The organism is Kitasatospora sp. NPDC087271 (genome assembly GCF_044744605.1).
In the GTDB taxonomy this organism is placed as follows: Bacteria; Actinomycetota; Actinomycetes; order Streptomycetales; family Streptomycetaceae; genus Kitasatospora.
Genome location: NZ_JBIUYQ010000034.1, coordinates 44,768 through 71,179, shown reverse-complemented (window position 1 = coordinate 71,179; position 26,412 = coordinate 44,768). Strand labels below are relative to the sequence as shown.

At 71.4% G+C, this 26,412-nt stretch carries 24 protein-coding genes; 16 read left to right on the top strand and 8 right to left on the bottom strand.

Going from position 1 to position 26,412, the window contains the following annotated elements; all coding sequences use genetic code 11:
- Positions 1-112: 112 nt before the first annotated feature.
- The 8 genes from mshD to pstB all read left to right on the top strand — a co-directional run bounded on the left by mshD (position 113) and on the right by pstB (position 9,671).
- A complete protein-coding gene (gene mshD, locus ACIO9K_RS34570) occupies positions 113-1,075 on the top strand; it encodes a mycothiol synthase (protein ID WP_400335681.1) in 963 nt (320 codons plus the stop codon).
- A gap of 321 nt (positions 1,076-1,396) precedes the next feature.
- Positions 1,397-3,574, top strand: a complete 2,178-nt coding sequence (locus ACIO9K_RS34565; protein WP_363586586.1) for an RNA degradosome polyphosphate kinase — start codon at positions 1,397-1,399, stop codon at positions 3,572-3,574.
- A gap of 103 nt (positions 3,575-3,677) precedes the next feature.
- Positions 3,678-4,766, top strand: coding sequence for a CHAD domain-containing protein (locus ACIO9K_RS34560; RefSeq protein ID WP_363624987.1), 1,089 nt, complete (start codon positions 3,678-3,680; stop codon positions 4,764-4,766).
- Between the two features lie 52 nt (positions 4,767-4,818).
- A complete protein-coding gene (locus ACIO9K_RS34555; RefSeq protein WP_400335683.1) occupies positions 4,819-5,277 on the top strand; it encodes an NUDIX hydrolase in 459 nt (152 codons plus the stop codon).
- A 243-nt stretch (positions 5,278-5,520) separates the two neighbouring features.
- Complete coding sequence (gene pstS, locus ACIO9K_RS34550; RefSeq protein WP_363586542.1) at positions 5,521-6,651, top strand: phosphate ABC transporter substrate-binding protein PstS; 1,131 nt, start codon at positions 5,521-5,523, stop codon at positions 6,649-6,651.
- A 149-nt stretch (positions 6,652-6,800) separates the two neighbouring features.
- Positions 6,801-7,778 carry a phosphate ABC transporter permease subunit PstC gene (gene pstC, locus ACIO9K_RS34545; protein WP_363586543.1) on the top strand — a complete coding sequence of 326 codons (978 nt, stop codon included), beginning with the start codon at positions 6,801-6,803 and terminating at the stop codon, positions 7,776-7,778.
- Positions 7,775-8,851: a phosphate ABC transporter permease PstA gene (gene pstA / locus ACIO9K_RS34540; RefSeq protein ID WP_363624989.1), complete on the top strand. Its 1,077-nt coding sequence runs from the start codon at positions 7,775-7,777 to the stop codon at positions 8,849-8,851. Before pstC ends, pstA begins: the two co-directional genes overlap by 4 nt.
- Before the next feature lie 43 nt (positions 8,852-8,894).
- A complete protein-coding gene (gene pstB, locus ACIO9K_RS34535) occupies positions 8,895-9,671 on the top strand; it encodes a phosphate ABC transporter ATP-binding protein PstB (protein ID WP_063348284.1) in 777 nt (258 codons plus the stop codon).
- Positions 9,672-9,828: 157 nt separating this feature from the next.
- On the opposite strand, the gene ACIO9K_RS34530 is transcribed toward pstB, so the two are convergent.
- Both ACIO9K_RS34530 and ACIO9K_RS34525 read right to left on the bottom strand, forming a co-directional pair.
- Entirely contained in the window at positions 9,829-10,824 is a 996-nt protein-coding gene (locus tag ACIO9K_RS34530) for an inorganic phosphate transporter (protein WP_063348283.1), read from the bottom strand.
- Between the two features lie 5 nt (positions 10,825-10,829).
- The gene (locus ACIO9K_RS34525; protein ID WP_063348282.1) at positions 10,830-11,450 is read right to left on the bottom strand and encodes a DUF47 domain-containing protein; all 621 of its coding nucleotides are present in this window, start codon (positions 11,448-11,450) and stop codon (positions 10,830-10,832) included.
- A 392-nt stretch (positions 11,451-11,842) separates the two neighbouring features.
- Here ACIO9K_RS34525 and ACIO9K_RS34520 point away from each other — a divergent pair, with 392 nt between their 5' ends.
- Positions 11,843-12,235 (top strand): metal-sensitive transcriptional regulator, encoded by a 393-nt coding sequence (locus ACIO9K_RS34520; protein WP_363586545.1) that lies wholly within the window; start codon positions 11,843-11,845, stop codon positions 12,233-12,235.
- 70 nt (positions 12,236-12,305) lie between these two features.
- On the opposite strand, the gene ACIO9K_RS34515 is transcribed toward ACIO9K_RS34520, so the two are convergent.
- Together ACIO9K_RS34515 and ACIO9K_RS34510 are read right to left on the bottom strand one after the other, a co-directional pair.
- Entirely contained in the window at positions 12,306-12,506 is a 201-nt protein-coding gene (locus ACIO9K_RS34515) for a hypothetical protein (RefSeq protein WP_400335676.1), read from the bottom strand.
- 196 nt (positions 12,507-12,702) lie between these two features.
- Positions 12,703-13,602, bottom strand: coding sequence for a hypothetical protein (locus ACIO9K_RS34510; protein WP_400335673.1), 900 nt, complete (start codon positions 13,600-13,602; stop codon positions 12,703-12,705).
- Between the two features lie 162 nt (positions 13,603-13,764).
- Between ACIO9K_RS34510 and ACIO9K_RS34505 the strand changes: the two genes are divergently transcribed.
- Positions 13,765-13,962, top strand: coding sequence for a hypothetical protein (locus ACIO9K_RS34505; protein WP_363586548.1), 198 nt, complete (start codon positions 13,765-13,767; stop codon positions 13,960-13,962).
- A 14-nt stretch (positions 13,963-13,976) separates the two neighbouring features.
- On the opposite strand, the gene ACIO9K_RS34500 is transcribed toward ACIO9K_RS34505, so the two are convergent.
- Together ACIO9K_RS34500 and ACIO9K_RS34495 are read right to left on the bottom strand one after the other, a co-directional pair.
- Positions 13,977-14,690: a phosphatase PAP2 family protein gene (locus tag ACIO9K_RS34500; protein ID WP_363586549.1), complete on the bottom strand. Its 714-nt coding sequence runs from the start codon at positions 14,688-14,690 to the stop codon at positions 13,977-13,979.
- Between the two features lie 185 nt (positions 14,691-14,875).
- Positions 14,876-16,111: an NlpC/P60 family protein gene (locus ACIO9K_RS34495; RefSeq protein ID WP_400335671.1), complete on the bottom strand. Its 1,236-nt coding sequence runs from the start codon at positions 16,109-16,111 to the stop codon at positions 14,876-14,878.
- Between the two features lie 239 nt (positions 16,112-16,350).
- On the opposite strand from ACIO9K_RS34495, the gene ACIO9K_RS34490 reads away from it, so the two are divergent.
- The 6 genes from ACIO9K_RS34490 (at position 16,351) to ACIO9K_RS34465 (ending at position 23,976) form a co-directional block, all read left to right on the top strand.
- On the top strand, positions 16,351-16,701 hold the full coding sequence (locus ACIO9K_RS34490; protein WP_350885142.1) for a hypothetical protein: 351 nt from the start codon (positions 16,351-16,353) through the stop codon (positions 16,699-16,701).
- Between the two features lie 152 nt (positions 16,702-16,853).
- Positions 16,854-17,669, top strand: coding sequence for a hypothetical protein (locus tag ACIO9K_RS34485; protein WP_400335669.1), 816 nt, complete (start codon positions 16,854-16,856; stop codon positions 17,667-17,669).
- Positions 17,659-18,942 carry a hypothetical protein gene (locus ACIO9K_RS34480; protein ID WP_400335667.1) on the top strand — a complete coding sequence of 428 codons (1,284 nt, stop codon included), beginning with the start codon at positions 17,659-17,661 and terminating at the stop codon, positions 18,940-18,942. Before ACIO9K_RS34485 ends, ACIO9K_RS34480 begins: the two co-directional genes overlap by 11 nt.
- Before the next feature lie 7 nt (positions 18,943-18,949).
- On the top strand, positions 18,950-20,524 hold the full coding sequence (locus ACIO9K_RS34475; protein ID WP_350885148.1) for an SCO6880 family protein: 1,575 nt from the start codon (positions 18,950-18,952) through the stop codon (positions 20,522-20,524).
- A 54-nt stretch (positions 20,525-20,578) separates the two neighbouring features.
- A complete protein-coding gene (locus tag ACIO9K_RS34470) occupies positions 20,579-21,928 on the top strand; it encodes an ATP-binding protein (RefSeq protein WP_350885150.1) in 1,350 nt (449 codons plus the stop codon).
- A gap of 248 nt (positions 21,929-22,176) precedes the next feature.
- Entirely contained in the window at positions 22,177-23,976 is a 1,800-nt protein-coding gene (locus ACIO9K_RS34465) for a bifunctional metallophosphatase/5'-nucleotidase (RefSeq protein WP_400335666.1), read from the top strand.
- 74 nt (positions 23,977-24,050) lie between these two features.
- On the opposite strand, the gene ACIO9K_RS34460 is transcribed toward ACIO9K_RS34465, so the two are convergent.
- Together ACIO9K_RS34460 and ACIO9K_RS34455 are read right to left on the bottom strand one after the other, a co-directional pair.
- Positions 24,051-25,592, bottom strand: a complete 1,542-nt coding sequence (locus tag ACIO9K_RS34460) for a HAMP domain-containing sensor histidine kinase (protein ID WP_363625001.1) — start codon at positions 25,590-25,592, stop codon at positions 24,051-24,053.
- The gene (locus ACIO9K_RS34455) at positions 25,589-26,359 is read right to left on the bottom strand and encodes a response regulator transcription factor (RefSeq protein ID WP_400335664.1); all 771 of its coding nucleotides are present in this window, start codon (positions 26,357-26,359) and stop codon (positions 25,589-25,591) included. Before ACIO9K_RS34455 ends, ACIO9K_RS34460 begins: the two co-directional genes overlap by 4 nt.
- Between the last annotated feature and the right edge of the window lie 53 nt (positions 26,360-26,412).

Sequence of the window (26,412 nt, the reverse complement as noted above, 5' to 3'; positions counted from 1 at the left end):
AGGGGGGACCCTGTGGGAGAGTAGGACGCCGCCGAACAATCATTCACAGAGAACCCCCATCCGGGAAACCGGATGGGGGTTCTCTGCATTTCCGGTGACGTATCGTCGGGGCATGGACGATCAGACAGCGGTCATTGCGAACAGTGTGCTCCGCCCCGAGCAGCGCGACGGCGCCCTGCGCGTTCTGGCGGACGCCCAGGCGGTGGACGGCCGGGCTGCCGTGTCCGAGCAGGGCCGGCTTCGGCTGCGTTCCTCGGACACTCCGCGCCCTGGCGTGAGCCACTTCATCGAGAGCGAGCACGCCGCCGTCGTCGGTTACGGACAGCTCGAACTCCCGGAGGGCCCTGCCGCCAACCCCGCCGCCGAGCTGGTGGTCGACCCGGCCGCCCGCGGCCGCGGCCTGGCCCGGCCGCTGGTGGACGCGGTGCTGGCACAGGCCCACCGGGCCGGCCGTGACGCGGTGGACTTCTGGGTGCACGGCGGTCACCCGGCGGCCCGGCACCTGGCCGGCCGGTACGGGGCCGAGCTGGTGCGCGAGCTGCGGCAGATGCGCCGCAGCGGGCCGCAGGCCGAGGCCGTCGCCATCCCCGAGGGCGTCGAGCTCCGGACCTTCCGCCCAGGCGAGGACGACGCCGAGTGGCTGCGGTTGAACGCGCTGGCCTTCGCCCACCACCCGGAGCAGGGCTCCTGGACGGAGCGGGACCTGGCCGAGCGGCTGGCCGAGCCCTGGTTCGATCCGGCCGGCTTCTTCCTCGCCACCCGGGGCGGCAAGGTGGTCGGCTTCCACTGGACCAAGGTGCACCCGGCCACCGCCACCGAGCCTGCGCTCGGCGAGGTCTACGTGGTCGGGGTGGACCCGGCGGAGCAGGGCAGCGGTCTCGGCCGTGCCCTGACCGCTGCCGGTCTGCGTCACCTGACCGGTTCGGACGCCGGCGAGCGCGGAGTGGAGACGGTCCTGCTCTACGTCGACGCCGACAATCCGGCCGCGGTGCGGGTATATGAACGACTGGGGTTCACCATCCACGAGGTGGACCTCATGTACCGCGTCCAGTACCGCGAGGACCAGGCGGCCTAGGACCCGGACAGGACCTACGGGACCGGGCAGGACCTAGCGGCTCCGGGCGGTCCGGGGCAAGGGGCCGGACGTCACCGGCCCTTGCCCCGACCGACTCAGCTTTCCTCCTGGCCATGCGGTGTTTACCGTGGATTCAATTGCTGCCGCGAAGATCACAGGATGAAGTCCGTAGTGTCTCGCTCGTGCAGAGTCGACCGCCACGCGCCGGCCGGCCCTGTACGGACCGCGCCCGGCGGGTGGGCGTTGGCCCTGGGCGAGGACGACGGCCCGCAGAGCCATTCGCGTCCGGACGACGTCCTGCTGCTGGAGGAGCTGGAGCCCATGAGCATCCCCCGCCCCGTCTCTGCCTCGCTGTCCCCGCCGGCCAGGATGTCCGGTGCGCTGGGGATACCGCCCGAGCTGCCGGCCGAGGACGAGCAGGAGTTCGACGCACTGCCGCAGGGCCGCTTCCTGGACCGCGAGCGCAGTTGGCTCGCGTTCAACGAGCGCGTCCTGGAGCTGGCCGAGGACCCCGGGATCCCGCTGCTGGAGCGGGCCAAGTTCCTCGCCATCTTCGCGAGCAACCTGGACGAGTTCTTCATGGTCAGGGTGGCCGGGCTGAAGCGCCGGATCGCGACGGGCGTCGCCCAGCGCAGCGCGTCCGGCCTCCAGCCGCGCGAGGTGCTGGACCTGATCTGGACCCGCTCGCGCGAGCTGATGGCGCGGCACGCCGCCGCCTTCCAGCAGGAGGTGCTGCCGGACCTCGCCACCGAGGGCATCGAGGTCGTCCGCTGGCCGGAGCTGGCCGAGAAGGAGCAGGCCCGGCTGCACACCCTGTTCCGGCAGAAGATCTTCCCGGTCCTCACCCCGCTGGCGGTCGACCCGGCGCACCCCTTCCCGTACATATCGGGGCTCTCGCTCAACCTGGCCGTGGTGGTGCGCAATCCGGTCTCGGGGCACAAGCACTTCGCCCGGGTGAAGGTGCCGCAGTCGCTGGCCCGCTTCCTGGAGGCCTCGCCGCAGCGTTACGTCCCGCTGGAGGACGTGATGGGCGCGCACCTGGAGGAGCTGTTCCCGGGCATGGAGGTGCTCGCCCACCACGCCTTCCGGGTGACCCGCAACGAGGACCTGGAGGTGGAGGAGGACGACACCGAGAACATCCTCAAGGCCCTGGAGAAGGAGCTGATGCGGCGGCGCTTCGGCCCGCCGGTGCGGCTGGAGGTCGAGGAGTCGATCGATCCCTACATCCTGGACCTGCTGGTGCGGGAGCTGAACATCACCGAGGCGGAGGTCTTCCCGCTGCCCGGTCCGCTCGACCTGACCGGTCTGTTCGGGATCGCCGAACTGGACCGCCCGGAGCTGAAGTACCCGAAGTTCGTGGCGGGCACCGCCCGCGGGCTGACGGACGTCGAGTCGGCGTCCCAGCCGGACATCTTCGCCGCGATGCGCGAGCGGGACGTCCTGCTGCACCACCCCTACGACAGCTTCTCCACCTCGGTGCAGGCCTTCCTGGAGCAGGCCGCCGCCGACCCGGACGTCCTGGCGATCAAGCAGACGCTGTACCGCACCTCCGGCGACTCGCCGATCGTGGACGCGCTGATAGACGCGGCGGAGTCGGGCAAGCAGGTGCTGGTCCTGGTCGAGATCAAGGCGCGCTTCGACGAGCAGGCCAACATCAAGTGGGCCCGCAAGCTGGAGGAGGCCGGCTGCCACGTCGTCTACGGCCTGGTCGGGCTGAAGACGCACTGCAAGCTGTCGCTGGTGGTCCGGCAGGAGGGTGACACCCTGCGCCGCTACTCGCACGTCGGCACCGGCAACTACCACCCGAAGACCGCCCGGCTGTACGAGGACCTGGGGCTGCTGACCTCGGACCCGCAGGTCGGCGCCGACCTCTCGGACCTCTTCAACCGGCTGTCCGGCTACTCGCGCCGGGAGTCCTACCGCCGCCTGCTGACCGCCCCGCGCGGCCTGCGCGACGGGCTGGTCTCCCGGATCCACAACGAGATAGCCCACCACCGGGCCGGTCGGCCGGCGTACGTGAAGATCAAGGTCAACTCGATCGTCGACGAGGCCGTGATCGACGCGCTGTACCGGGCCTCGCAGGCCGGCGTACCGGTCGACGTCTGGGTGCGCGGGATCTGTGCGATCCGGCCGGGCGTGCCGGGACTGAGCGAGAACGTCCGGGTCCGCAGCATCCTGGGCCGCTTCCTGGAGCACTCCCGGGTCTTCGTGTTCGGCAACAACGGCGATCCGGAGGTCTGGATCGGCAGCGCCGACATGATGCACCGCAACCTGGACCGCCGGATCGAGGCGCTGATGCGGATCACCGACCCGGCCCACCGGGCCGAGCTGTCCGGCCTGATCGACCTCGGGATGTCGGACGAGACCGAGTCCTGGCACCTGGGGCAGGACGGCGCGTGGACCCGCCACTCGCAGGACGCCGAGAGCCGGCCGCTGCGGCACGTCCAGGATCTGCTGATCGACTCGCGCCTGCGCCGCCGGGCCGCCGCCTCGCGCTGACGCGACCACTGATGCGAGCCGCTGGAACCGCAGGGGACCGGTTCCGGCGGTCGGCCACCAGCCCCGGGGGGACGAACCCGGGGGAACGGGGATCTACCACGCCATGACCGATGCGCCGATGACGGCCCAGGCGGCCGCCACCACGACCGCCGGGGACATCCTCTCCAGCCACCTCACCGCCCAGGCCGGCGCGTTCCTGCGCGCCCTGCCGCTGACGGTGGGCGAGGTCGGCGCCAGACCGGGGACGGCCGCGGTCGTCCCGGCGGCCGGCACCGCCGACCTGCTGCGGGCGGTCCGGCGGATCGGCGGGCTGCTGCACACCTTCGGCTCCGTCTTCGAGCAGGCCTGGGCCCAGGAATCGCGCACCGAGCTGCGCTGGCTGCTCAACCTGCTGGCGCTGGAGCCCGGTTACGTCCGCCGCTCGGCCCGGCTGCTGGGCGCGCTGGACTCGCTGAGCGGCAGCGATCCGGACGGGACGGGCATGCTGGCCGGGCACGTCGGGGCGCCCAAGGCGCGGGCGCTGCTGGACCGGCAGCTGACCCTGGCCCGGACCAGGGCGCACTCCTCGGTGCTCCAGGAGCTCCGGTCGGCCCGGCTGCACGCGCTGGCGGACCGGATGACGCTGCTGGTCGGCGACGCCCCGCTGCTGGAGTCGGCGGGCGGCCGGGCGCCGGCGGTGCTGCTGCCGCAGGCGGCCGCCGCGTTCACGGCGCTGTCGGCGAGCGCCCAGCAGCTGCCGCTGCACCGGGCGGCCACGCCGTACGGCGGCGACGGGCTGCGCCGGCTGGGCGCCGTCCCGGCGGCGCGCGGCGCGGTGGACGCGGACACGGCGCTGGCGGCCGACGACGCGCCGTGGGCACGGACGCGCATCCTGGTGAAGCGGGCCCGGTACGCGCTGGAGGTGTGCGGTCGCGGGTCCGCCGAACTGGACGAGTTGGACGGGGTGTTGGGGCGGCACCAGGAGGCGGCGGACGCCGCGGTCACCGCGGCCACCGCCGCGCGGACCCCGCGGATCACCCCGGCGACCGCCTACGTGCTGGGCGTGGTGCATGCTGATCAGCGACTGGAGGTGGAGGCGGCGCGGTACGCCTTCGGCCGCCGGTGGCCCGACCTCCCGCCCGGCCTGGACGGCTGGCCGGACCTCCCCCCTGCCGAGGGCTGGGGGCATTCCCCCGCACCACGGACGGCCTGAATTGCGCGATCGCCTGAGCACCGGGCCGGCAGCGGACGCACCCGCGACCGGGGTGGGGCACGCCCGGGTGATCCTGGCGGCGGGTGCGGTGCTGTGGCTGCCGGGCCGGCCGAAGAAGAGCGGCCGGCTGGGGCGGCCGCGGATCGCGGTGATCCACCGGCCCAAGTACGACGACTGGAGCCTGCCGAAGGGCAAGCTCGACCCGGGGGAGGGAGTGGTCGCGGCGGCGCTGCGCGAGGTGCGCGAGGAGACCGGGTTCGCCTGCCTGCTCGGTCCGGAGCTGCCGGCCCAGCACTACCTGGCGCAGGGCCGGCCGAAGGAGGTGCGCTACTGGGCGGCGGTGCCGTCGAGCGGGGCGTTCCGGCCGAACCGCGAGGTGGACCGGCTGGAGTGGCTGCCCGCCGGGAAGGCCCGCGCCCGGTTGACGCACGACCGCGACCGGTTGCTGGTCGACGCCCTGCTGGCGATCCTGGGTGCGAAGCCCGTACGGGCGGGCGGTCACCCTCGGTGACGGAACGGTGGAAGTGATCTCGTCGCGCCCTCGCCGTGACGCAACCGTGACTACCTGGCGTAGTTTCCTGTCATCCTTTCGAGGTTCACTCTCCGTTCACTTGTGACCGGCTGTCGTGTCACCTACCCGGCCTAACTTCGGGTTTACCGGAGGGCCGAACGGGCCCCGGACCACAGCAGAACCCGCGCCCGCCGTCCTCGCACGGCCCGCGCGACGGGCAATGCCACAGAAAGGGACACCCCTGTGAAGCTCCAGCGGAACGGCCGCTCCAAGGCCCTCGCCATCGGTGCCATGGCGCTCGTCAGCTCGCTGTCGCTCGCTGCCTGCGGCTCGGACGACAACGGTGCCAAGGCCGCCGGTGGCTCCAGCGGCTCCGCTTCGGCCGCCGCGGTCAACTGTGGCAAGGGCGGGACGCTGCTCGCTGCGGGCTCGACGGCTCAGGCCAACGCGATCGACGTGTGGAAGACCACCTACGGCGCGTCCTGCTCCGGCACCACCGTCAACTACAGCGGTGGCGGTTCCGGCGCCGGTGTGCAGCAGTTCAACCAGGGCAAGGTCGCCTTCGCCGGCACCGACTTCGCGCTCAAGCCCGCCGACGTCGACACCTCCAAGACGGTCTGCACCGGCGGCAAGGCGATCGACCTGCCGCTGGTCGCGGGTCTCGTCTCGCTGGTCTACAACGTCGACAACGTCGACAACCTGGTCCTGGACGGCCCGACCTCCGCCAAGATCTTCGACTCGCAGATCACCAAGTGGAACGACCCCGCGATCGCCGCCCTGAACCCGGGCGTGCAGCTGCCGGACGCCGAGATCCAGACCGTCCACCGCTCGGACGACTCCGGGACCTCGTACAACCTCACCTCCTACTTCGCCAAGACCTCCGGTGGCGCCTGGAGCGCCGCGCCGGACAAGGCGTGGAAGGGCAAGGGCGGCCAGTCCGCCCAGGGCAGCGCCGGCGTCTCCGCGCAGATCAAGCAGGTCAAGAACTCCATCGGCTACGCCGAGCTGTCCTACGCGCAGAGCAACAACCTCAAGAGCGCCAAGATCGCCACCGGTGCGGCCAAGCCCGTCGAGGCGACCGCGGCCAACGCCGCCCTCACCTTCGCCTCCTCCACCGTCGTGGGCACCGACGGCGACCTCGCCCTCTCCCTGGACTACGGGACCAAGGCCGACAACGCCTACCCGATCATCCTGGTGACCTACGAGATCGCCTGCGACAAGGGCAACAAGCCGGAGAACCTCGAGAACCTGAAGTCCTTCCTGACCTACGCCATCAGCGACGCCGCGCAGAAGGCGATCGGCGACAAGGGCTACGTCCCGCTCCCCGCCGCCATCAGCGACAAGGTCAAGGCCGCCGTCTCCTCCCTGGCCTGACCCGACAGGAGCACCGGTGGGACGGCCCCGTGAGCGAGGGGGGCCGGGGTCGTCCCACCGGAACGCACCGACCCAGCACCAACGTCCGGGGCACCGCCGCCATGGTGCCGTCCCCCTTCCGGGGCGGCACCACCAGACCGGAGTAGACAATGACTTCATCCTCCCCTGCCGCCCCGCGAGGCAGGGAACGCCGACCGCGCGACAGCCGCTTCGGCGACAAGATCTTCATGAACCTCGCCCGCGGTTCGGGCATCCTGCTGCTGGTCATCATGGCCGCGATCGCCGGCTTCCTGGCCTGGCGCGCGGGCCTGGCCCTCAGCACCAACGAGGGCAACTTCCTCACCACCTTCGAGTGGACGCCGGACGCCACGAAGCCGGTCTTCGGCATCGCCGTCCTGGCCTTCGGCACCCTCGTCAGCGCCGTCATCGCGATGACGATCGCCGTCCCGGTGGCCATCGGGATCGCGCTGTTCATCTCGCACTACGCGCCGCGGAAGATCGCCCAGCCGTTCGCCTACCTGGTCGACCTGCTCGCCGCCGTCCCCAGCATCGTCTACGGCCTGTGGGGCGCGCTCTTCCTGGTCCCGCACATGGACGGCCTGACCAGCTGGCTCAACCAGTACCTCGGCTGGACGTACCTCTTCGACCAGACCAAGACCGGCACCCCGCGCAACCTGTTCACCGTCGGCATCCTGCTGGCGATCATGGTCCTGCCGATCATCACGGCGGTCTCCCGCGAGGTGTTCCGCCAGGTGCCGCGGATGCAGGAGGAGGCGGCGCTCGCGCTCGGCGCGACCCGCTGGGAGATGATCCGCACCGCGGTGCTGCCGTTCGGCCGCCCCGGCATCATCTCGGCCTCGATGCTCGGCCTCGGGCGCGCGCTCGGCGAGACCATCGCCGTCGCGGTGGTGCTGTCCGCGAGCAACGTGCTCTCGCTGCACATCCTCGACGCGGGCGGCGGCACCTTCGCGCAGAACATCGCGCTGAAGTTCGCCGAGGCCGGCAACAACGGGCGCGACGCCCTGATGGCCTCCGGCCTCGTCCTGTTCGTCATCACCCTGCTGGTGAACGGCGCCGCGCGACTGATCATCGCCCGCCGCAAGGAGTACTCGGGGGCCAACGCATGACCGCGGCAACGACTTCCGTCACGGCCGACGCCCGGCCGCTCAGCCGGTCGCTGACCGCCAACCGGCTGCCCAAGTGGGCCCCGGCCGCCGTCGCGGTCGGCTCGATCGCGGTCGGCTGCGGGATCGGCGCCGCCGCGGGGCTGGAGAGCCACCTGCAGTGGGGCCTGATCTCGGCCCTGCTGTTCCTGCTGGTCAGCTACGGCGTCTCGGCCCAGGTCGAGGGCCGCCGCCAGGCCAAGGACCGGTTCGCCACCTCGGTGGTCTGGGTCGCCTTCATCCTGGCCGTCGTCCCGCTGATCTCCCTGACGGTCTACACGGTCCAGCAGGGCATCGGCGTGGTGAACGGGAACTTCCTGAGCCACTCGATGAAGGGCGTGATCGCCTCCGGCCCCGGCGGCGGCATCTACCACGCGCTGCTCGGCACCATGCAGCAGGTCGCCCTGGCCACCGCGATGGCCGCCCCGGTGGGTCTGCTGACCGCCGTCTACCTGGTCGAGTACGGCCGCGGCACGCTCGCCAAGACCGTCACCTTCTTCGTCGACGTCATGACGGGCATCCCGTCGATCGTCGCCGGTCTGTTCGTCCTCTCGCTCTGGAACATCGCCCTGGGCTTCAGCTACTCGGGCTTCTCGGGCAGCCTCGCACTGGCGATCCTGATGATGCCGGTCGTGGTCCGGTCCACCGAGGAGATGCTCAAGCTCGTCCCGAACGAGCTGCGCGAGGCCTCGTACGCGCTCGGCGTGCCGAAGTGGAAGACCATCCTGCGGATCGTCCTCCCCACCGCGATCGGTGGCATCACCACCGGCGTGATGCTGGCGGTCGCCCGCATCACGGGCGAGACCGCCCCGGTGCTGATGCTGGTCTTCGGCGCCGACGCCATCAACAGCAACCCGTTCGACGGACCGCAGCAGTCCCTGCCGATGTACATCTGGCAGCAGTACTCGGTGGTCAACAACGACTTCGGCTACGCCCGCGCCTGGGGCGCCGCGCTGGTGCTGATCGCCTTCGTGATGGGGCTCAACCTCATCGCCCGGGGCATCGCACGCTGGCGCTCGCCCAAGGGCGGACACTGAGCGACCGACTGACGTACGAAGACAGACGAGAGAAGCAACGATCATGGCCAAGCGCATCGACGTCAGCGGACTGTCCGCCTACTACGGCACCACCAAGGCCATCGAGGACATCTCGATGAGCATCGAACCCCGCTCGGTGACCGCCTTCATCGGCCCCTCCGGCTGCGGCAAGTCCACCTTCCTGCGCACCCTCAACCGGATGCACGAGGTGATCCCCGGCGCCCGGGTCGAGGGCAAGGTCCTCCTGGACGACGAGAACCTCTACGCCTCGAACGTCGACCCGGTCGCCGTCCGCCGCTCGGTCGGGATGGTCTTCCAGCGCCCGAACCCGTTCCCGACCATGTCGATCTACGACAACGTGATCGCCGGCCTCAAGCTCGCGGGCGTGCGCAAGAAGTCCGTCCTGGACGAGGTGGTCGAGCGTTCGCTGAAGGGCGCCAACCTCTGGAACGAGGTCCACACCCGGCTGAACAAGCCGGGGGCCGGCCTCTCCGGCGGCCAGCAGCAGCGGCTGTGCATCGCCCGTGCCATCGCGGTCGAGCCGCAGGTCCTGCTGATGGACGAGCCCTGCTCCGCGCTCGACCCGATCTCCACCCTCGCGATCGAGGACCTGATCGGCGAGCTGAAGTCGCAGTTCACCATCGTCATCGTGACCCACAACATGCAGCAGGCGGCCCGCGTCAGCGACCGCACCGCCTTCTTCAACCTGGCCGGCGTCGGCCAGCCGGGCAAGCTGGTCGAGCTGGACGACACCCAGCGGATCTTCTCCAACCCGTCGGTCCAGGCGACCGAGGACTACATCTCCGGCCGCTTCGGCTAGGCCGTACCCCCGCCACGAGCCGACGGACCGCGGTGTCCGGAGGCGAACGGCGAGCACACAGGCTGCTCCGCGGTGCTGCATGGCGGTGCCGCCGTGGAGCATGAAGAAGGGCCCGCCCCCGAGATGTGGGGGCGGGCCCTGTCACGTGCGGGGCCGGTCAGCCCCAGAACAGGTGGGCGAACCAGTACACCAGCGCTGCGACGATGGCGGCCGCCGGCATCGTGATGAACCAGCCGAGCACGATGTTCTTGGCGACGCCCCAGCGCACCGCGCGGATCCGCTTGGTGGCCCCCGCGCCCATGATCGCCGCGGTGATCACGTGGGTGGTGGAGATCGGCGCCTTGAAGACGAACGAGGTGACGTACATGACCGTCGCGGCGGTGGCCTCGGCGGCGAAGCCCTGCGGCGGGTCCAGCTCGATGATCTTGCGGCCGAGCGTCCGCATGATCCGCCAGCCGCCCGCGTAGGTGCCCAGCGAGAGCATCGTGGCGCAGGAGATCTTCACCCACACCGGGATGCCCTCGCCGGAGTGGTGGCCGGAGATGGTGAGCGCCATCACCACGATGCCCATGGTCTTCTGCGCGTCCTGCAGACCGTGCGCCAGCGCCATCGCGGCGGCCGAGGCGGTCTGGGCGACCCGGAAGTTGCGCTTGGCCTTGTGCGGGTTGGCCCGGCGGAAGATCCACAGGATCGCCAGCATCACCAGGAAGCCGCCGACCAGGCCGACCACCGGCGAGACGATCATCGGGATGACGATCTTGTCGAGGACGCCGCCCCAGATCACGTCGATGCCGCCGGCCATGGCCGCGCCCACCATGCCGCCGAACAGCGCGTGCGAGGAGGAGGACGGCAGGCCGAAGTACCAGGTGACCAGGTTCCAGGCGATCGCCCCGACCAGCGCGGCGAACAGGATCACCATGCCCCGGTCGCCGGTGGGGGTCTCGATGATCCCCTGGGAGACGGTGTGCGCCACGCCGCTGCCGAGGAAGGCGCCGGCCAGGTTCATCACCGCGGCCATCGCCAGCGCGGCCCTGGGGGTCAGCGCCCGGGTGGAGACCGAGGTGGCGATCGCGTTCGCGGAGTCGTGGAAGCCGTTGGTGTAGGTGAAGAAGAACGCAACGCCGACGACGGCGATGAGTGCTGCCATGTCCACGAGGGTCAGGACTCCTTGACGGCGATGGTCTCCACCGTGTTGGCGACGTGCTCGAACGCGTCCGCCGCCTCCTCAAGAACGTCCACGACCTGCTTGAGCTTGAGCACCTCGATGGCGTCGTACTGGCCGGAGAACAGGTGGGCGAGCAGCTTGCGGTGGATCTGGTCGGCCTGGTTCTCCAGCCGGTTGACCTCGATCCAGTACTCGGTGAGGTTCGACATGCTGCGCAGGTTCGGCATCGCCTCGGCGGTGAGCTCGGCGGCCCGGGCCAGCACCTCGATCTGCTGCTCGATCCCCTTCGGCAGCGTCTGGATGTCGTAGAGGACGACCAGGTCGACGGCCTCCTCCATGAAGTCCATGATGTCGTCCAGCGACGAGGCGAGGTTGTAGATGTCCTCGCGGTCGAAGGGCGTGATGAAGGACGAGTTCAGCTGGTGGAACACGGCATGGGTGGTGTCGTCCCCGGCGTGCTCGGCGGCGCGCATGCGCTCGACGATCTCCGCGCGGGCCGACACGTCTGATCCCAGCAGTTCCAGCAGGAGCTTCGAACCGACGACGAGGTTCTCCGCGGCGGCAGAGAACATGTCGTAGAAGCTCGTCTCCTTCGGGGTCAGGCTAAAACGCACGGAAATCTCCGATGTGCGGGGTAGGGACTGAACGATGCTAGGTGCAACCAAGCGCAATCGCGCAAACGGGGTGGTGATGGTGGAGGCGGAACCTCCTCTTCCGTTCGGCTGCCGCACCAGCTGATCCGGACCGCACACCCAGGTGCGGACGTGAGCCCCCAGTCTGACGGAACCTCGCCCGGATTGTCCCCGTGGTACGTACGGAAGACGGGGGCGCCGCTCAGACGGGTGAACCGCGCGGCGGCCCGTTCGCAGCCCGTTCGCAGCCCGTCCGCAGCCCGTCCGGAACCCTTCGGCACATGCCGCGTCGGCCGTCGGAACACCACGGACGGCCCCGGTGTTGGACACTGGTGGCCGACGCAGCCACCAGGCATCCAGACGAAGGCGGGCCGATGACCACGACGCAAGCGCGCACCGAGCCGGACCACGGGCACGGCACCGACGCGCAGGCCGACGCACCCGCCGCCCCCGCGGCCGCCGCAGGACATCAGGGCGGGCACGGTCCGCACGGCTACAGCGCGCAGAAGGACGCCCACCTCAAGCGGCTGCGCCGGATCGAGGGCCAGATCCGGGGCCTCCAGCGCATGGTCGACGAGGACGTCTACTGCATCGACGTGCTCACCCAGGTCTCGGCCGGCACCAAGGCGCTGCAGTCCTTCGCGCTGTCCCTGCTGGAGGAGCACCTGCGGCACTGCGTCGCGGCCGCCGCCGAGGAGGGCGGTGCCGAACTCGACGCCAAGGTCGCGGAGGCCACGGCCGCGATCGGTCGGCTGCTGCGCAGCTGAGGCCGGGCCGGGCGGGCGGGTCCGGGCCGCGCACGCCCCCGGTCGCCGGCACCCCCGAGCCGCGAACGCCCTACCCGTCGGCCTGCCGCCAGGCCTCGCCGTCGGTCCGCCCCGGCTCGGTCCGGTCGAGCAGCACCTCGTCGATCCGCTCGGTCGGCAGCCGGTCGCCGGCGCTGGCCGTCGCGGCGATCATCAGCTCGCCGGCCAGATCGATCTCGTCGAGGGCCGCGTCGTCGTGGCCGCCGCTGCGGCCGCCCGTGGACGACACCACCTGCACCACCCCTTCAGTGCCTCGCCAGCGCGGGCGGCAGCCACCCGACGTCCAGCCTAGGCACTTCGGAGCCCGTCCACATGGCACGGACGGGCCATCTCGACGCCGCCGAAACGGGTGACCGCCGCTCCCCGGGCGGCCACCCGCTCCGGCGGCGCCCCGGTTCGCCCCGGCGCCGGAGCCCTGCCCCGGCGGCCTACTTCGGACTTTCCGAGGGCTTCATCGCGTAGATGTCCGAGGCCGGCGGCTCGGCCGCCTCCACCGGCTTGCCGAAGTCCGTCACCGAGGTGGTCGACGTCACCTTCACCTGGTCCTTGGCCTCCTTCGAACCGGCCACCCCGGCGAAGGTGAACACCTCGACCACCTTGTGCAGCCGGCCCTGGTCGTCCAGCCAGGCGTCGTACGGGACCTCCTTCACGGTGAAGGTCTGAGCCCCCATCCGCAGGCCGTCCCCGCCGCGGCCGCCGGTCGCGTCGGCCGCCTTGGCCAGGTCCAGGGTGCCGCGGTAGTGGTGCAGCGCCACCCCGTCGACGGTCTCGGTGCCGACCGCGTCCGCCTTCTGCGCCCCGCGCAGGGCGCCCGCCGCCGAGGCCGGGTCGGTGGCGCCGCTGCTGACCAGGTTGCCGTCCGGCAGCTGGCGCACGTCCAGCTTGACCCACTTGCCCTCGGGCACCTTGGCACCGCTGTTCTGCAGGTAGACGGTGCCCGGCAGGACCACCTCGACGATCTTCCCGGTGGTCGCCGCGCCCGGCGGCACCTGGACCTCCAGCCGGCCGATCCGCTTCACGTAGTCGTAGCCGCCCGTCCCGGTGAAGACGGCCTTCTTCTCGGACGACTCGGTGACCAGCTCGGTGGCGGTGTGCGCGGAGCCGGTGCGGCCGGTGATGTCGGCGGTGTTGCGCACCGCCGACAGCGGGTCCGCGGCGAGCTGGTCGGGGGCACCCGACTGCTGGTCGGAGGAGCCGCCACCGGAGCCGGCCGCGCAGCCGGCGGACAGGCCGGCCAGGGCGGCGGCGAGCAGGGCGGCCCCGGCCGCCGAACGCAGATACGGCCGCGGACGGCGCCCCGGCCGTCCGCCACGTTGCTGGTCGGTCATCTTCATCCTCGCGACAACCCCCTCGGGCCCGACTGCCCTGCCGACACCACCAGGTGAACAGAGCTCTTTCCGGGCAAACGAGTTGAGCCGCGAAGGGTTACGCGGAAGAGGTCTTGTGGACGGCATCGCGCGCCCGGCGCCCGGCGCGTTACGGTGAACCACGTGCACAGTGAGCTGCCGGCCTCCCCCGGCACCGCCCGGATGCCCGAACACCGCGTCGCGGTCAGCGAGCGCGGTTCCTTCGCCTTCGCGACCTGCAGCTGCGGCTGGTTCTCACCGGCCCGCCGCTCGCGCGACCTGGTCCGGCGCGAGGGGGACGACCACCTCGCCCTCGCGGAGAGCGGCGGCGGACCGGGGTAGCCGGGCCGGGCGGCTCACGCCGCCAGATCGGACTCCGGTGGCTGCTCCTCGGAGCGCACCGCCCCGCGCTCGCGCCCGCGCCGCCGGCCGCGCGGGCCGCCGCCGGCGCGCTCCGGCGCCCGGATCAGCGGGGCGAGGGCGGTCCGGCCCAGCGCGTGGCAGAGCGGGACGAGCACCGCCATCGCGATCGGCGCCAGCAGCAGCACCACCGCGGCGGCGAGCGCGAAGCCGCCGATCACGTCGGTCGGGTAGTGCACGCCCATGAACATCCGGCAGAAGCCCTGCAACAGGGCCAGGCCCCCGGCGATCCAGCCGAGCCGCCGGTTCACCAGGAACAGCGCCACCGCCACGCCCATCGTCATGGTCGAGTGGTCGCTGACGAAGGAGTGGGTGCCGGCCTTGCCGTCCACCAGCACCAGCAGCCCGCTGTGGTCGACGAACGGGCGCGGACGGTTCACGATCGCGGCGATCGGCAGGTTGGCCAGCTCGGCGATGGCGACGGAGAGCGGCACCCAGAGCAGCCCGGCGACGGCCACCGGCGCGTCCGGGCGGCGTCTCGCCTGCAGCCAGGCCACCAGGCCCAGCATCGCCAGGCCGATCAGGATGCCGTACTCACCGATCCACGAGACCAGGTGGTCCAGCCACTGCGGGGAGCGCTTGGCCAGTCCGTTGACGGCGTAGAGCAGGCCGAGGTCGGGGTTGGTCGTGTCGGCAAGCGGCGTCGACACGCCGCACCTCCTTCTGGTCCGCTGCAGCTGTTCGATCCGGTCGGGGCCCTTCCCGGCGCGGGAAGCTGACGGTGGGCCATCGGGACCAACGTCATCGCCGGGGCACAGCGTTCCACGGAAACGCGCGGTTATGGAAACTTGACTCAGCGTCCACAGGGCACTCACACCTCGGGGCCACGGGCGGCTCAGTTCTTCGACGCCGGCCGCCCCGCCCCGGCGGGGTCCGGGCCGGTCGGGGCGGGCGGCGCGGCGGCCGCGGGCGGTCCGGCGGCGGGCCGGGTGGCGGCGCCGCCGGGGCTCGCCAGGGCTGCCGGGGCCACCGGGGCCGAAGGGGTGGTCGCCGCGGTCGGGCCGGTCGGGCCGGTCGGCGTCGTCGAGCCCGGGCGGCTCGGGGCGCTCACGGAGCCGTCCGCGTTGCGGGCCGGCAGCGCCTGGGCGCCGTCCGAGGTGACCCGGGTCGCGCCGATGTACTCCCTGGTGTCGATCTTGTCGTAGCGGATCACCGCGCCGGTGTGCGGCGCGTTGATCATGTAACCGCCGCCGACGTAGATCCCGACGTGGTGGATGCTCCGCGGATCGTTCAGGTCCGTCGCCCAGAACACCAGGTCGCCCGGCCGCAGCTGATCGCGCGACGGGTGCGGACCGGCGTACCACTGGTCGTTCGCCACCCGGGGCAGCGTGATGCCCACGCTGGCGTACGCGGCCTGGGTCAGGCCCGAGCAGTCGAACCGCCCGTTCTGCGAGGGCAGCCCCTCCCCGCCCCACAGGTACGGCGTCCCGAGCTTGCTCTGCGCGAAGTAGATCGCCCCGGCCGACTGCCCGGACACCTCCACCGGCGCCGTGGGCACCGAGAAGCTGCGGGCCATCGCCTGAATGTTCCTCACATAGCCCTGGGTCTCCTTGTACGGCGGCACCCCGTTGTACTTGGTCACCGCGTACGGGCCGGCGTTGTAGGCGGCCAGCAGGTTGGCCTGCCGGTCGCCCGGGACCTTGGCGACGTCCTTCGCGAGCGCGCAGTCGAAGGTGGCCGCCGAGGCGATCGCGTCCAGCGGGTCCCAGACGTCCTTCTTGCCGTCCCCATTGGCGTCCGTGCCGTACGCCGCCCAGGTATCGGGCATGAACTGCGCCATTCCCTGTGCCCCGACGCCCGATTGGGCCTTCGGATCGAAACCGCTTTCCTGGTAGAGCTGTGCCGCGAGCATCGGCGGCGAGATCTCCGGGCAGAGCGCGCCCCACTGCTGGATCGGCGCCTGGAACGCCGCCGGGACCGTCCCCGGCGAGAGTGCGGCGCGATTCGCCGACTGCTGCGGCGTCCCACTCGCCGCGAACGTCCCCACCGTCACCAAACCGAGCAACCCGAACGTCACAACTCCCGCAGCGGCGGCGGCCGTACCGGCCTTCCGGAGTACCATCAGCACCATCCCGACGAATCGTCAGTCGAAGTGTTCCGGAAGGCGTTGCTCACCGCAATCATCAGAGATACAAAGAGTGAGCGCTATCCTTCGTACGGTGGACATCCTCGCGTACGTGCCCGGTGCCTCACGACCAATCCGCGAGAAGTAGCCAAGTCGACATCAGATCTGGCCAAGAATAGGTACCGACCCTTCGCGCGGGCGGGGTCAGGGCCCTTGAATTTGCCTGATCGGGCGGTGAGATGGAAATGAACCTGAGCAGCGTGCACACGAACGCGATCGGCCACCTGGCCGAGGACCCTCCAAAGAAGCCGAATATCGACACCATCATCGGCGGGATCGCCCCGGACTGGGGCCCGTTCGCGACCCTCGGGTCGGAGGCCAGGGTGATGGTCGAGGTCATCATGGCCGTCGCCATCCTCATCTGCCTCGGCATCGCCGTCTGGGGGGCGGCCAAACAGCGGATCGGTGCGACCGCGATGCGCGACAGCTTCGGTGCCGAACAGGGCAAGGGGCTGATCGTCGCCGGCCTGACCGGCGTGTTCATCATTGGATCACTCGGCACTCTGTTCACCATTGTCTACGGCATGGCGATCTGACGATCGGACAGCAGTAGCCAGGCCCGCCCGCCCCGGGGCCAGGTCCCCGTCCGGACCGCCCCGAGCCCACCCCCGTTCCCACCCTCCGTCCGCGCCCGCCCCCGGCGGAGGGCCCCCGGAGCCCCCCGGCTCCCCGCACCAGGAGGGCCGCCGTGCCGTTGTCCGACGACCAGCCGCACACCCGTACGCGGCTGCCGGTCGGCGAACAGCCCTCCTCCCAGCCGACCCCGCGTCAGGCCCGATCGCTCCGCACCCTGCTGACCGTCCTCGTCGTCGCCACCCTGCTCGTCGTGGCCATCGCCATCGCCAACCGCGACAAACCCGACCCCGGCAGCACCGGCCGCTCCGCCGACCACGCAGCCCCCACCGCGCCCGCCGGCGCCGGCCCCGCCCCCAGCGGCGACCAGCCCGTCGGCACCACCACCAACGGCATCGGATCCGGCTACCCGCACACCGACCAGGGCGCCCAGTCCGCCGCCGCCAACTACGCGGTGGCGATCGGCTCCGCCGACATGTTCCGCGCCGACAGCCGCCACACCATCGTCGCCACCATCGCCGACCCGGGCGCGGTCTCCGGCCTGCAGAGCCGCCTGGACCAGGGGTTCTCTCCCGAGACGGCGGCCAGGTTCGGGGTCGATGCCCAGGGACAGCCGCCCAAGGGGATGGCGTTCGTCAGCCGGACCGTCCCGGTCGGGACCAAGAGCAGCAGTTACACCGCGGAGAGCGTCAAGGTCGACGTCTGGTGCACCGGGTTGTTCGGACTGGCCGGCGAGCGTTCCACCAGGCCGGTGTCCGAGGAGTGGTTCACCCTGACACTCAGCCTGCGGTGGACCGGGACGGACTGGAAACTCACCGACTTCAGCCGAGCAGCCGGTCCGGCGCCGGTTCCGCCGGACCAGCAGGCCGCAACCGCCGAGGAGATCACTGGTGCCGTCGAGCAGTTCGGAGGCTTCCGTTATGCCCGCTGACGGTTGTTCCGGTTTCGTGCGGCGGGGCATGGGCCGCTTGGCCGGCGGGGCGCTGTTCGGCGTCCTCACGGTGGTCCTGACGGCCCACCGCGCCATGGCTGAGCCGTCGCCGACCCCGACCTCAGGGGCGACCAATACGAGTTGCCCGGGTGTTCCCCTGCCCGGCAACGACGTCTACTGCGCTCCGGGCGGATCCGGCTCGCTCCCGGGCAGTGGGACCGTCGGGAGTGTGACCGATCCGTTGGGGTCGTTGGCCAAGGGGTGTGCTCAGGCGGCGGCTTGGGTGGTGCGGAAGCTGTCGAGCGCGATCGACGGGACGACGCAGGTGGACTTCACCAATGCGTCGTTCCTGCAGCAGTACGCGGTGGTGTTCGCCGTGTCGGCGGTGATCACGCTGGTGCTGTGGCTGCTGGCGGTGACGAAGCGGGCGGTGCGGGGGGCGCCGTTGGCGACGGCGTTCACGGAGGCGATCGGCTTCCTGTGGCTGACCGTCGTGGCGTCCGCGTTCACGCCGCTGATCCTCTACACCGTGGTGAGCGTGACGGACGGGCTGACCAAGGCGATCGCGGTGGGGACGAAGTCGGACACCGGGTCGTACCTGGGCGCGTTCGCCGACACCCTGGAGAAGGGTGACATGGGCGGCGGCCCGCTGATCCTGATCATCGTGTCGCTGGTGGCGGTGCTGGCGGCGGCGGTGCTCTGGATCGAGCTGCTGATCCGGGCGGCGATGCTGTACGTGGGCGCGCTGCTGGGTACGGCGGTGTACGCGGGGTTGGTGGACAAGCAGCTGTGGAAGCACGTGCGCCGGTGGGCGGGGGTGATGGTGGCGGTGGACCTGGCGAAGCCGATCATCGTGGTCATCCTGGGCCTGGCGGGTGCGGTGGCGACGGGTGCCGGGGCCAGCGACGACTTCGCGCGGGTGCTGTCGGGGCTGGCGATCCTGTTCCTGTCGATCTTCGCGAGTGCCGCGGTGTACCGCTTCGTGCCGGGCTTCGGCGACGAGATCATGAACATGCGCCATGCCCGGGCGAGCGCGGTGTCGGCCGGATCGGCGATGATCAACGGCACCGCGAACCTGATGAAGCAGGGCATCACCACCCACGGTGACCGCGGGCCGGTCGGTGCGGGTGGCGGCGGCGGGGGTGCGGGCGGCGGTTCCGTCGCGCCGGGCATCGCCGCGCACGCCGGGCGGACGCCGGCGCCACCACCGCAGGCCGGGCCGCCGCAGACCTCGGTTCCGATCCGCGACAGCAACTCAGCGAAGGGAGGGTGACGGGTAAGTGAGCAGTGAACCGCTCGGCCAGTACGGAGCCCAGTACGCCCAGCCGTACGTGCACCAGCGCCGCACCTACCTGATCGGCAAGGCCCGCCCGAACGCGCCGATCGGCCGCAACCGGGAGTCCGGCGAGATCGTCCTGATCATCTTCGGGGCGTTCCTCGGCATGCTCTGGGGCCTGCTGATGCCGATCCTGCCGCTGCGGATCGGCGGCCTGATCGGCCTGCCGATGGTGGCCATCGCGGCGGTGTACGTGCCGTACCGCAGGCGGACGTTCTACAAGTGGGCGGAGATCAACCGCACCTACCGCCGGACGGTGCGGAGCGGCCGGTCGGTGTGGCGCTCGGACGTGATGGACGCCGGGACCCGGATGGACGGCCGCGAGGTGGAGGTCGGCCCGCCGCCCGGGGTGGGGCGGCTGCGCTGGCTGACCGCGCCGTTCGGGCCGGACGAGGTCGGGGTGCTGATGCACCTGGAGCGGCGGACGGTGACGGCCGCGATCGAGATCGAGGGCCCGGGTGTCGGCCTGCGCGACTCGGAGGACCAGGAGGCGCTGGTCGACCGGTTCGGCACGCTGCTGAAGCACGTCGCCAACGGGGACGGCTTCGTGACCCGGTTGCAGATCCTGGCCCGGACGCTGCCGGCCGACCCGGACGCGCACGCCAAGGACGTCGAGCGGCGCGGGGACCACGACGCGCCGCGCTGGCTGCAGGACTCGTACGACCAGTTGCAGTCGATGGTGTCGACCTCCTCGGAGCAGCACCGGGCGTACCTGGTCGCGTGCATGCACTACACCCGCGACCTGGCGGCCGAGGCGCACGCGATGGGCCGTACGGCGACCGGCCGGCGGGCCCGGGACGACGAGGGGCTGGCTGCGGTGATGGCGCGCGAGCTGACCGACATCTGCGCCCGGCTGGCGGAGGCGGACATCCGGGTGCGCCAGCCGCTGGGGCAGGCCCGGCTCTCCTCGCTGCTGCACTCGATGTACGACCCGGACCACCCGATCGACCACATCCAGGCGATGTCCCGGCGCAACGCCTGGCCGGCCGAACTGGACGCGACCAACCCGCAGTACCTGGAGGCGAAGACCCGCGAGTCGGCGACCCGGGAGCCGTGGTGCCACGCCACCGCGTGGATCAAGGAGTGGCCGCTGACCCCGGTGGGGGTCAACTTCCTGGCGCCGCTGCTGGTGCACACCCCGGACGTGATCCGGACGGTCGCGGTGACGATGGACCTGGAGCCCACCGACGTCGCGATCGAGCGGATGCTGACCGAGAAGACCAACGACGAGGCGGAGGCCAGCCGCGCGGCCAAGATGAACCGGACGGTCGACCCGCGCGACCTGGCCCACACCGGCCGGGTGGACCAGCGCGGCGACGACCTGGCCTCCGGCGCGGCCGGCGTGAACCTGGTCGGCTACATCACGGTGTCCTCGCGCAACCCCGACGCGCTGGCCCGGGACAAGCGCACCATCCGGGCCTCGGCCGGCAAGAGCTACCTCAAGCTGGAGTGGTGCGACCGCGAGCACCACCGGGCCTTCGTCAACACCCTGCCGTTCGCGACCGGCATCCGCCGCTGACACCCGGTCCGCACCGCTCCACCACCGCCCGTCGACCAGACCAGGAGGCCGTACATGGCGCTCGGCAACCTCTCCGAGGCGTTCACCAGCCTGATGTTCGGCAAGGTGGAGACCACCCGGCTGCCGGTGCGCACCTCCACCGGCCAGGCGCAGGCGGTCTACCTGCCCACCGCCGCGCCGGGGCTGGGCGACTCGGGCGTGATCATCGGCCGTGAGGTGTACAGCGGCAAGGGGTACGTCTACGACCCCTTCCAGCTGTACGGACAGCAGCTGCCGGCCCCGCACTGGCTGGTGCTCGGCGAGTCCGGCAACGGCAAGTCGGCGCTGGAGAAGACGTACGTGCTGCGGCAGTTGAGGTTCCGCGACCGGCAGGTCGTGGTGCTCGACGCGCAGGGCGAGGACGGCGTCGGCGAGTGGAACCTGATCGCCAACGCGCTGGGCATAAAGTCGATCCGGCTCGACCCGATGGCCGCCCGGGACGGCGGGGTGAAGCTCAACCCGCTGGACCCGGCGATCACCCAGACCGGCCAGCTGTCGCTGCTGCGCACCATCGTCGAGGTGGCGATGGGGCGGGGCCTGGAGGAGCGGGCCGGGTTCGCGCTGAAGGCCGCGCACGCCCATGTGGTGGCGACGGTGAAGGACCGCCAGCCGGTGCTCGACGACATCATCGACACCCTGCGCAGCCCCGAGCTGTCCTCGGTGGAGTCGCTGGGCGTGGCGGTGGACGAGGTGCAGTCCTGGGGCCTGGACGTGGCGCTGGTGCTGGACCGGCTGGTCGACGGCGACCTGCGCGGCATGTTCGACGGGTCGACCACCGACGGCATCGACCTGGACGCGCCGCTGATCGTCTTCGACCTCTCGCACATCGACCGGAACTCGATCGCGATGCCGATCCTGATGGCGATCGTCGGCGTGTGGCTGGAGCACACCTGGATCCGGCCGGACCGGAAGAAGCGCATCTTCCTGGTCGAGGAGGCCTGGCACATCATCAACAGCCCGTTCGTGGCGCAGCTGTTCCAGCGGCTGCTGAAGTTCGGCCGCCGGCTCGGGCTCTCCTTCGTCGCGGTGGTGCACCACCTGTCGGACGTGGTGGACGGCGCGGCGGCCAAGGAGGCGTCGGCGATCCTGAAGATGGCCTCCACCCGGACGATCTACATGCAGAAGGCGGAGGAGGCGCGGGCCACCGGCCGGGTGCTGGGCCTGCCGCGCTGGGCGGTGGAGATCATCCCCACCCTGTCGCCGGGCATCGCGGTCTGGGACGTCAACGGCAACGTCCAGGTGGTCAAGCACATCATCACCGAGGCCGAGCGGCCGCTGGTGTACACCGACCGCGCGATGACCGAGGACGCGGTGGCCGAACGGGACCGGGCCGAGCGGCAGTTGGCGGCCGAACCGGGAGTCTGAGCGGCCGACGGGGGTCCCGGCGGCTCTGCCGGGCGGCGCCGGGAGGCTCTGCAGGGCGGCGCCGGGAGGCTCGGACGGGGGCAGCGGCCCTGGTCGGACGGCGACGGTTCGTCAGGAGGTAATCCTCTCGTTACGTCCGAGGTCCTGACAGCTACGCGCGTTGACTCTAGGCTTCACAGGCGCAACACATCGCCCAGACGCCCGGTCCAGTCCACAGCGGGCGCTCCTCCAAGGTGCAGGGGACCCTCATGCTCACCGTCAGATCCCGACGCGCGGCGCTCGCCGTCGTCGCCGCCGCAGGTCTGTTCGGCACGGTGGCCGTGCCGACGGCCGCGCAGGCCGCCGACGCCAACGCCAAGCGCCACAAGACCGTCAACCTCCAGCTGCTGGCGATCAACGACTTCCACGGCAACCTGGAACCCCCGGCCGGCTCGTCCGGCACCATCCGGGAGATCGACCCGGCCACCGGCAAGGAGGTCTCGACCCCGGCCGGTGGCATCGAGTACCTGGCCACCGAGCTGCGCAAGGCGCGGATCCCGGCCGACGACTCGATCACCGTCGCGGCCGGCGACATCATCGGCGCCAGCCCGCTCACCTCGGCGCTCTTCCACGACGAGCCGACCATCGAGGCGATGGACAAGCTCGGCCTGGACGTCACCTCGGTCGGCAACCACGAGTTCGACGAGGGCGCGCAGGAGCTGCGACGCATGCAGGACGGCGGCTGCCACCCGGTCGACGGCTGCTACGAGCCCGGCCGCACGTTCAAGGGCGCCAACTTCAACTACCTGTCGGCCAACGTCACCGACGAGAAGACCGGCAAGCCGCTGCTGGCCCCCTACTGGGTGACCAAGTCCCAGGGCGTGAAGGTCGGCTTCATCGGCGTCACCCTGGAGGGCACGCCGAACATCGTGACCGCCGAGGGCGTCAAGGGCCTGAAGTTCGCCAACGAGGTCACCACGATCAACAAGTACGCCGCCGAGCTCAAGGCCAAGGGCGTCAACTCGATCGTCGCGCTGATCCACGAGGGCGGCTACCCGGCCAGCAGCGTCTACAACTACGACTGCGGCCCGGCCGGCCAGGGCATCTCCGGTCCGATCGTCGACATCTCCAAGAAGCTCGACCCGTCGATCGGTGCCATCGTCACCGGCCACACCCACAACGCGTACGCCTGCACCATCCCCGACCCCAACGGCGTCCCGCGCTCGGTCACCAGCGCCGCCTCCTTCGGCCGGCTGTACACCGAGATCGACATGAAGCTGGACAAGACCACCGGCGAGATCGTGCGCCCGACGGTCAAGGCCGAGAACCACGTGGTGCGCCGCACCGTCGAGAAGGCGCCCGACATGACGGCGCTGGTCGACCACTACTCCAAGCTGGCCGCCCCGATCGCCAACCGGCCGATCGGCTACATCGCCTCGGACATCAACGGCCGCGGCAACAGCGACCTGGAGAAGCCGCTCGGCGACCTGATCGCCGACGCGCAGGTGGAGGGGCTCGCCCCGGCCGCCTTGGGCGGGGCGCAGATCGCCTTCATGAACCCCGGCGGCATCCGCGCCGACCTGGTCTACAAGGCCTCCGGCGCCGAGGGCGACGGCGTGGTGACCTACGGCGAGGCGTTCACCGTCCAGCCGTTCACCAACATGATGCAGGTCAAGACACTGACCGGCGCCCAGCTGGTGCAACTGCTCCAGCAGCAGGTCAGCGGCTCCAACGAGGCCGCGCCGAAGATCCTCCAGGCGTCCTCGGGCCTGCGCTACACCCTGGACATGCGCAAGACCGGCGCGGACCGGGTGGTCGTCGACTCGATCCGGCTGAACGGCGCTCCGATCGACCCGGCCGCCAAGTACCGGGTCGCGGCCAACGAGTTCCTGGCCGGCGGCGGCGACGGCTTCCCGGCCTTCGCGGCCGGCACCGACAAGCTCGTCGGCGCCTCCGACCTGGACGTCTTCGCGGCCTACCTGGGTGCCCACAGCTCGGCGGCCTCGCCGCTGAAGGCCCCGGCGCAGGACCGGATCAAGGTCATCGGCCCGGGCGTCGACATCGACTGACCGTGAGCCGGTACGGGACGGGCGGGGCGCTGTCGGGGCGCCCCGCCCGTCCTGCGTTGTCCGCCCGTCCCGCTCTATTCGGGAGTGGGGCCGCCGGGCAGCCGGACGGTCGCCAGCGCGCCCGGTCCGCCGTCCCCGGCCGGGCCCAGCGACACCTCGCCGCCCGCCTCCCGGACGCTCTGCGCGACGATCGACAGGCCCAGGCCGGAGCCGGGCAGCTGCCGCGAGGACGGCGAACGCCAGAACCGGTCGAACACGTACTGCAGTTCCTCCGGCGGAATGCCGGGGCCGTGGTCGCGGACGGTCAACACGCCCTGCTGGAGCCGGACTTCGATGGTGCCGCCGGGCGGGCTGTACTTGACCGCGTTGTCCAGCAGGTTGATCACCGCGCGTTCGAGCCCGGGGGCGTCGCCGTGCACGAACCAGGGGTCGGTCGCGGTCTCGAAGACCAGCCCCGGGCCGCGCAGTTTCGCCCGCTCGACCGCCCGTCCGGCGATCTCGTGCAGGGCCACCACGGTGGGGTTGTGGACCGGCTTGGGGGAGTCCGGGCGGGACAGCTGGAGCAGGTCCCCGATCAGGACGGTGAGCTCCTGCATCTGCGCCTTCATGTTGCCCAGCAGCTTGGTCTTGGTCGCGGCGGGCAGCGGGCGGCCCGTGTCGTTGCTGCGGATCAGCAGGTCGACGTTGGTGCGCAGCGAGGTGAGCGGGGTGCGCAGCTCGTGCCCGGCGTCGGCGATCAGACGGGTCTGCCGCTCGCGGGAGTTGGCGAGGGCGGTGCTCATCGAGTTGAAGGAGGTGGAGAGCCGGGCGATCTCGTCGTGGCCCTGGACCGGGATGGTGGTGCCGACCTCCTCGGTCCTGGCGATGTGCTCGACGGCGTCGGTGAGTTGGTCGACCGGCTTCAGGGCGGACCGGGCGACCAGTCGGCCAGCCACGGCGGCGAGCAGGATGCCGCCGACGGAGACGGAGCCGAGCAGGATGGCCAGGCCCTGGAGGGAGTCCTCGACGGGCTTGGTCGGCGCGGCGACCATGACCAGGACCGGCGGGTAGCCGGGGTTGATGTTCGGGTACCAGGCCAGCCGGACCATCGCGGGCTCACCGTTGGTGTACTGGCCGTCCCGGACGACCGACTGGCCCTTCTTCAGGCCGAGGACCTTGGCGTCACCGGGTTCGATGACGATGGCCCGCTTCGCGCCGATCGGCAGGCAGACGAGGGACAGGTCGGAGGAGACGTTCTGGGTGTCCCGCAGCGGGGGGCTGCCCATGTCGGTCGGCGGCCGGCTGGTGCGGGGGGTGGCCAGGGACTTGGCCAGGGCGTCCTGCGGGGTGTCGCCACAGGGGTAGTTCGCGCCGCGCAGCGGTTCCGGTTCGGCGCTGAGCAGGTCGGTGCGGACCTGGTTGTAGAGCTGCTTCTCCACGATGAACCAGCACGCCAGCGCGGACAGCGCGATGGCCACCGCCACCGCCGCCGCGCTCAGGATGGTGAGGCGGCTGCGCAGGGAGCGGGATCGCAGCCAGTGGACGAGGCGCTGCCGGCGGCCGGGGGTGCGGGGCGGGATCAGGGGCGGCGGCGGAACGGTGGCCCCGGTCGCGGTGCGCTCGCCCTGCTCGGTCACGTGGTGGTGCCGGCGGCCGGGCGCAGGGCGTAGCCGACGCCGCGTACGGTCTGGATGAGGCGGGGCATGCCGCCCTGCTCGGTCTTGCGGCGCAGGTACATCACGTAGACGTCCAGGGAGTTGGAGGAGGGTTCGAAGTCGAAGCCCCAGACGGCCTTGAGGATCTGTTCGCGGGTGAGGACCTGGCGGGGGTGGGAGAGGAACATCTCCAGCAGCATGAACTCGGTGCGGGTGAGTTCGACGGGCTTGCCGGTGCGGGTGACCTCGCGGGTGGCGGTGTTCATCCGCAGGTCGCCGAAGGCCAGCACCTCGCTCTCGTCCTCGGCGGCGGCGCGGGCGGCGGCCTCGGTGGCGAGGGCGTTGCGGCGCAGCAGGGCGCGGACGCGGGCGAGCAGTTCGTCGAGCTCGAAGGGCTTGGCGAGGTAGTCGTCGGCGCCGACGTCCAGGCCGGTGACGCGGTCGCCGACGGCGTCGCGGGCGGTGAGCATCAGGACGGGGACGGTGTCGCCGCGGGAGCGCATCCGGCGGACGGCGGTGAGGCCGTCCATCCGGGGCATCATGATGTCCAGCAGGACGAGGTCGGGCCGGTTGCGTTCGACGGATTCCAGGGCCTCGTAGCCGTCGGTGGCGGTGGCGACCTCGTAGCCCTCGAAGGCGAGGCTGCTCTCCAGGGCGTCCCGGAGGGCGGGTTCGTCGTCGACCACGAGGAGCCGGGCGGAGGGGTGGCCGGCCTCGGCGGGGGTGCGGTCGTCGGCGGACGGGGTCATGGGCTGCTGCCCTTTCTCGTCGGGTGGAGGGCCTGCTGGGAGTACCGGGGGTA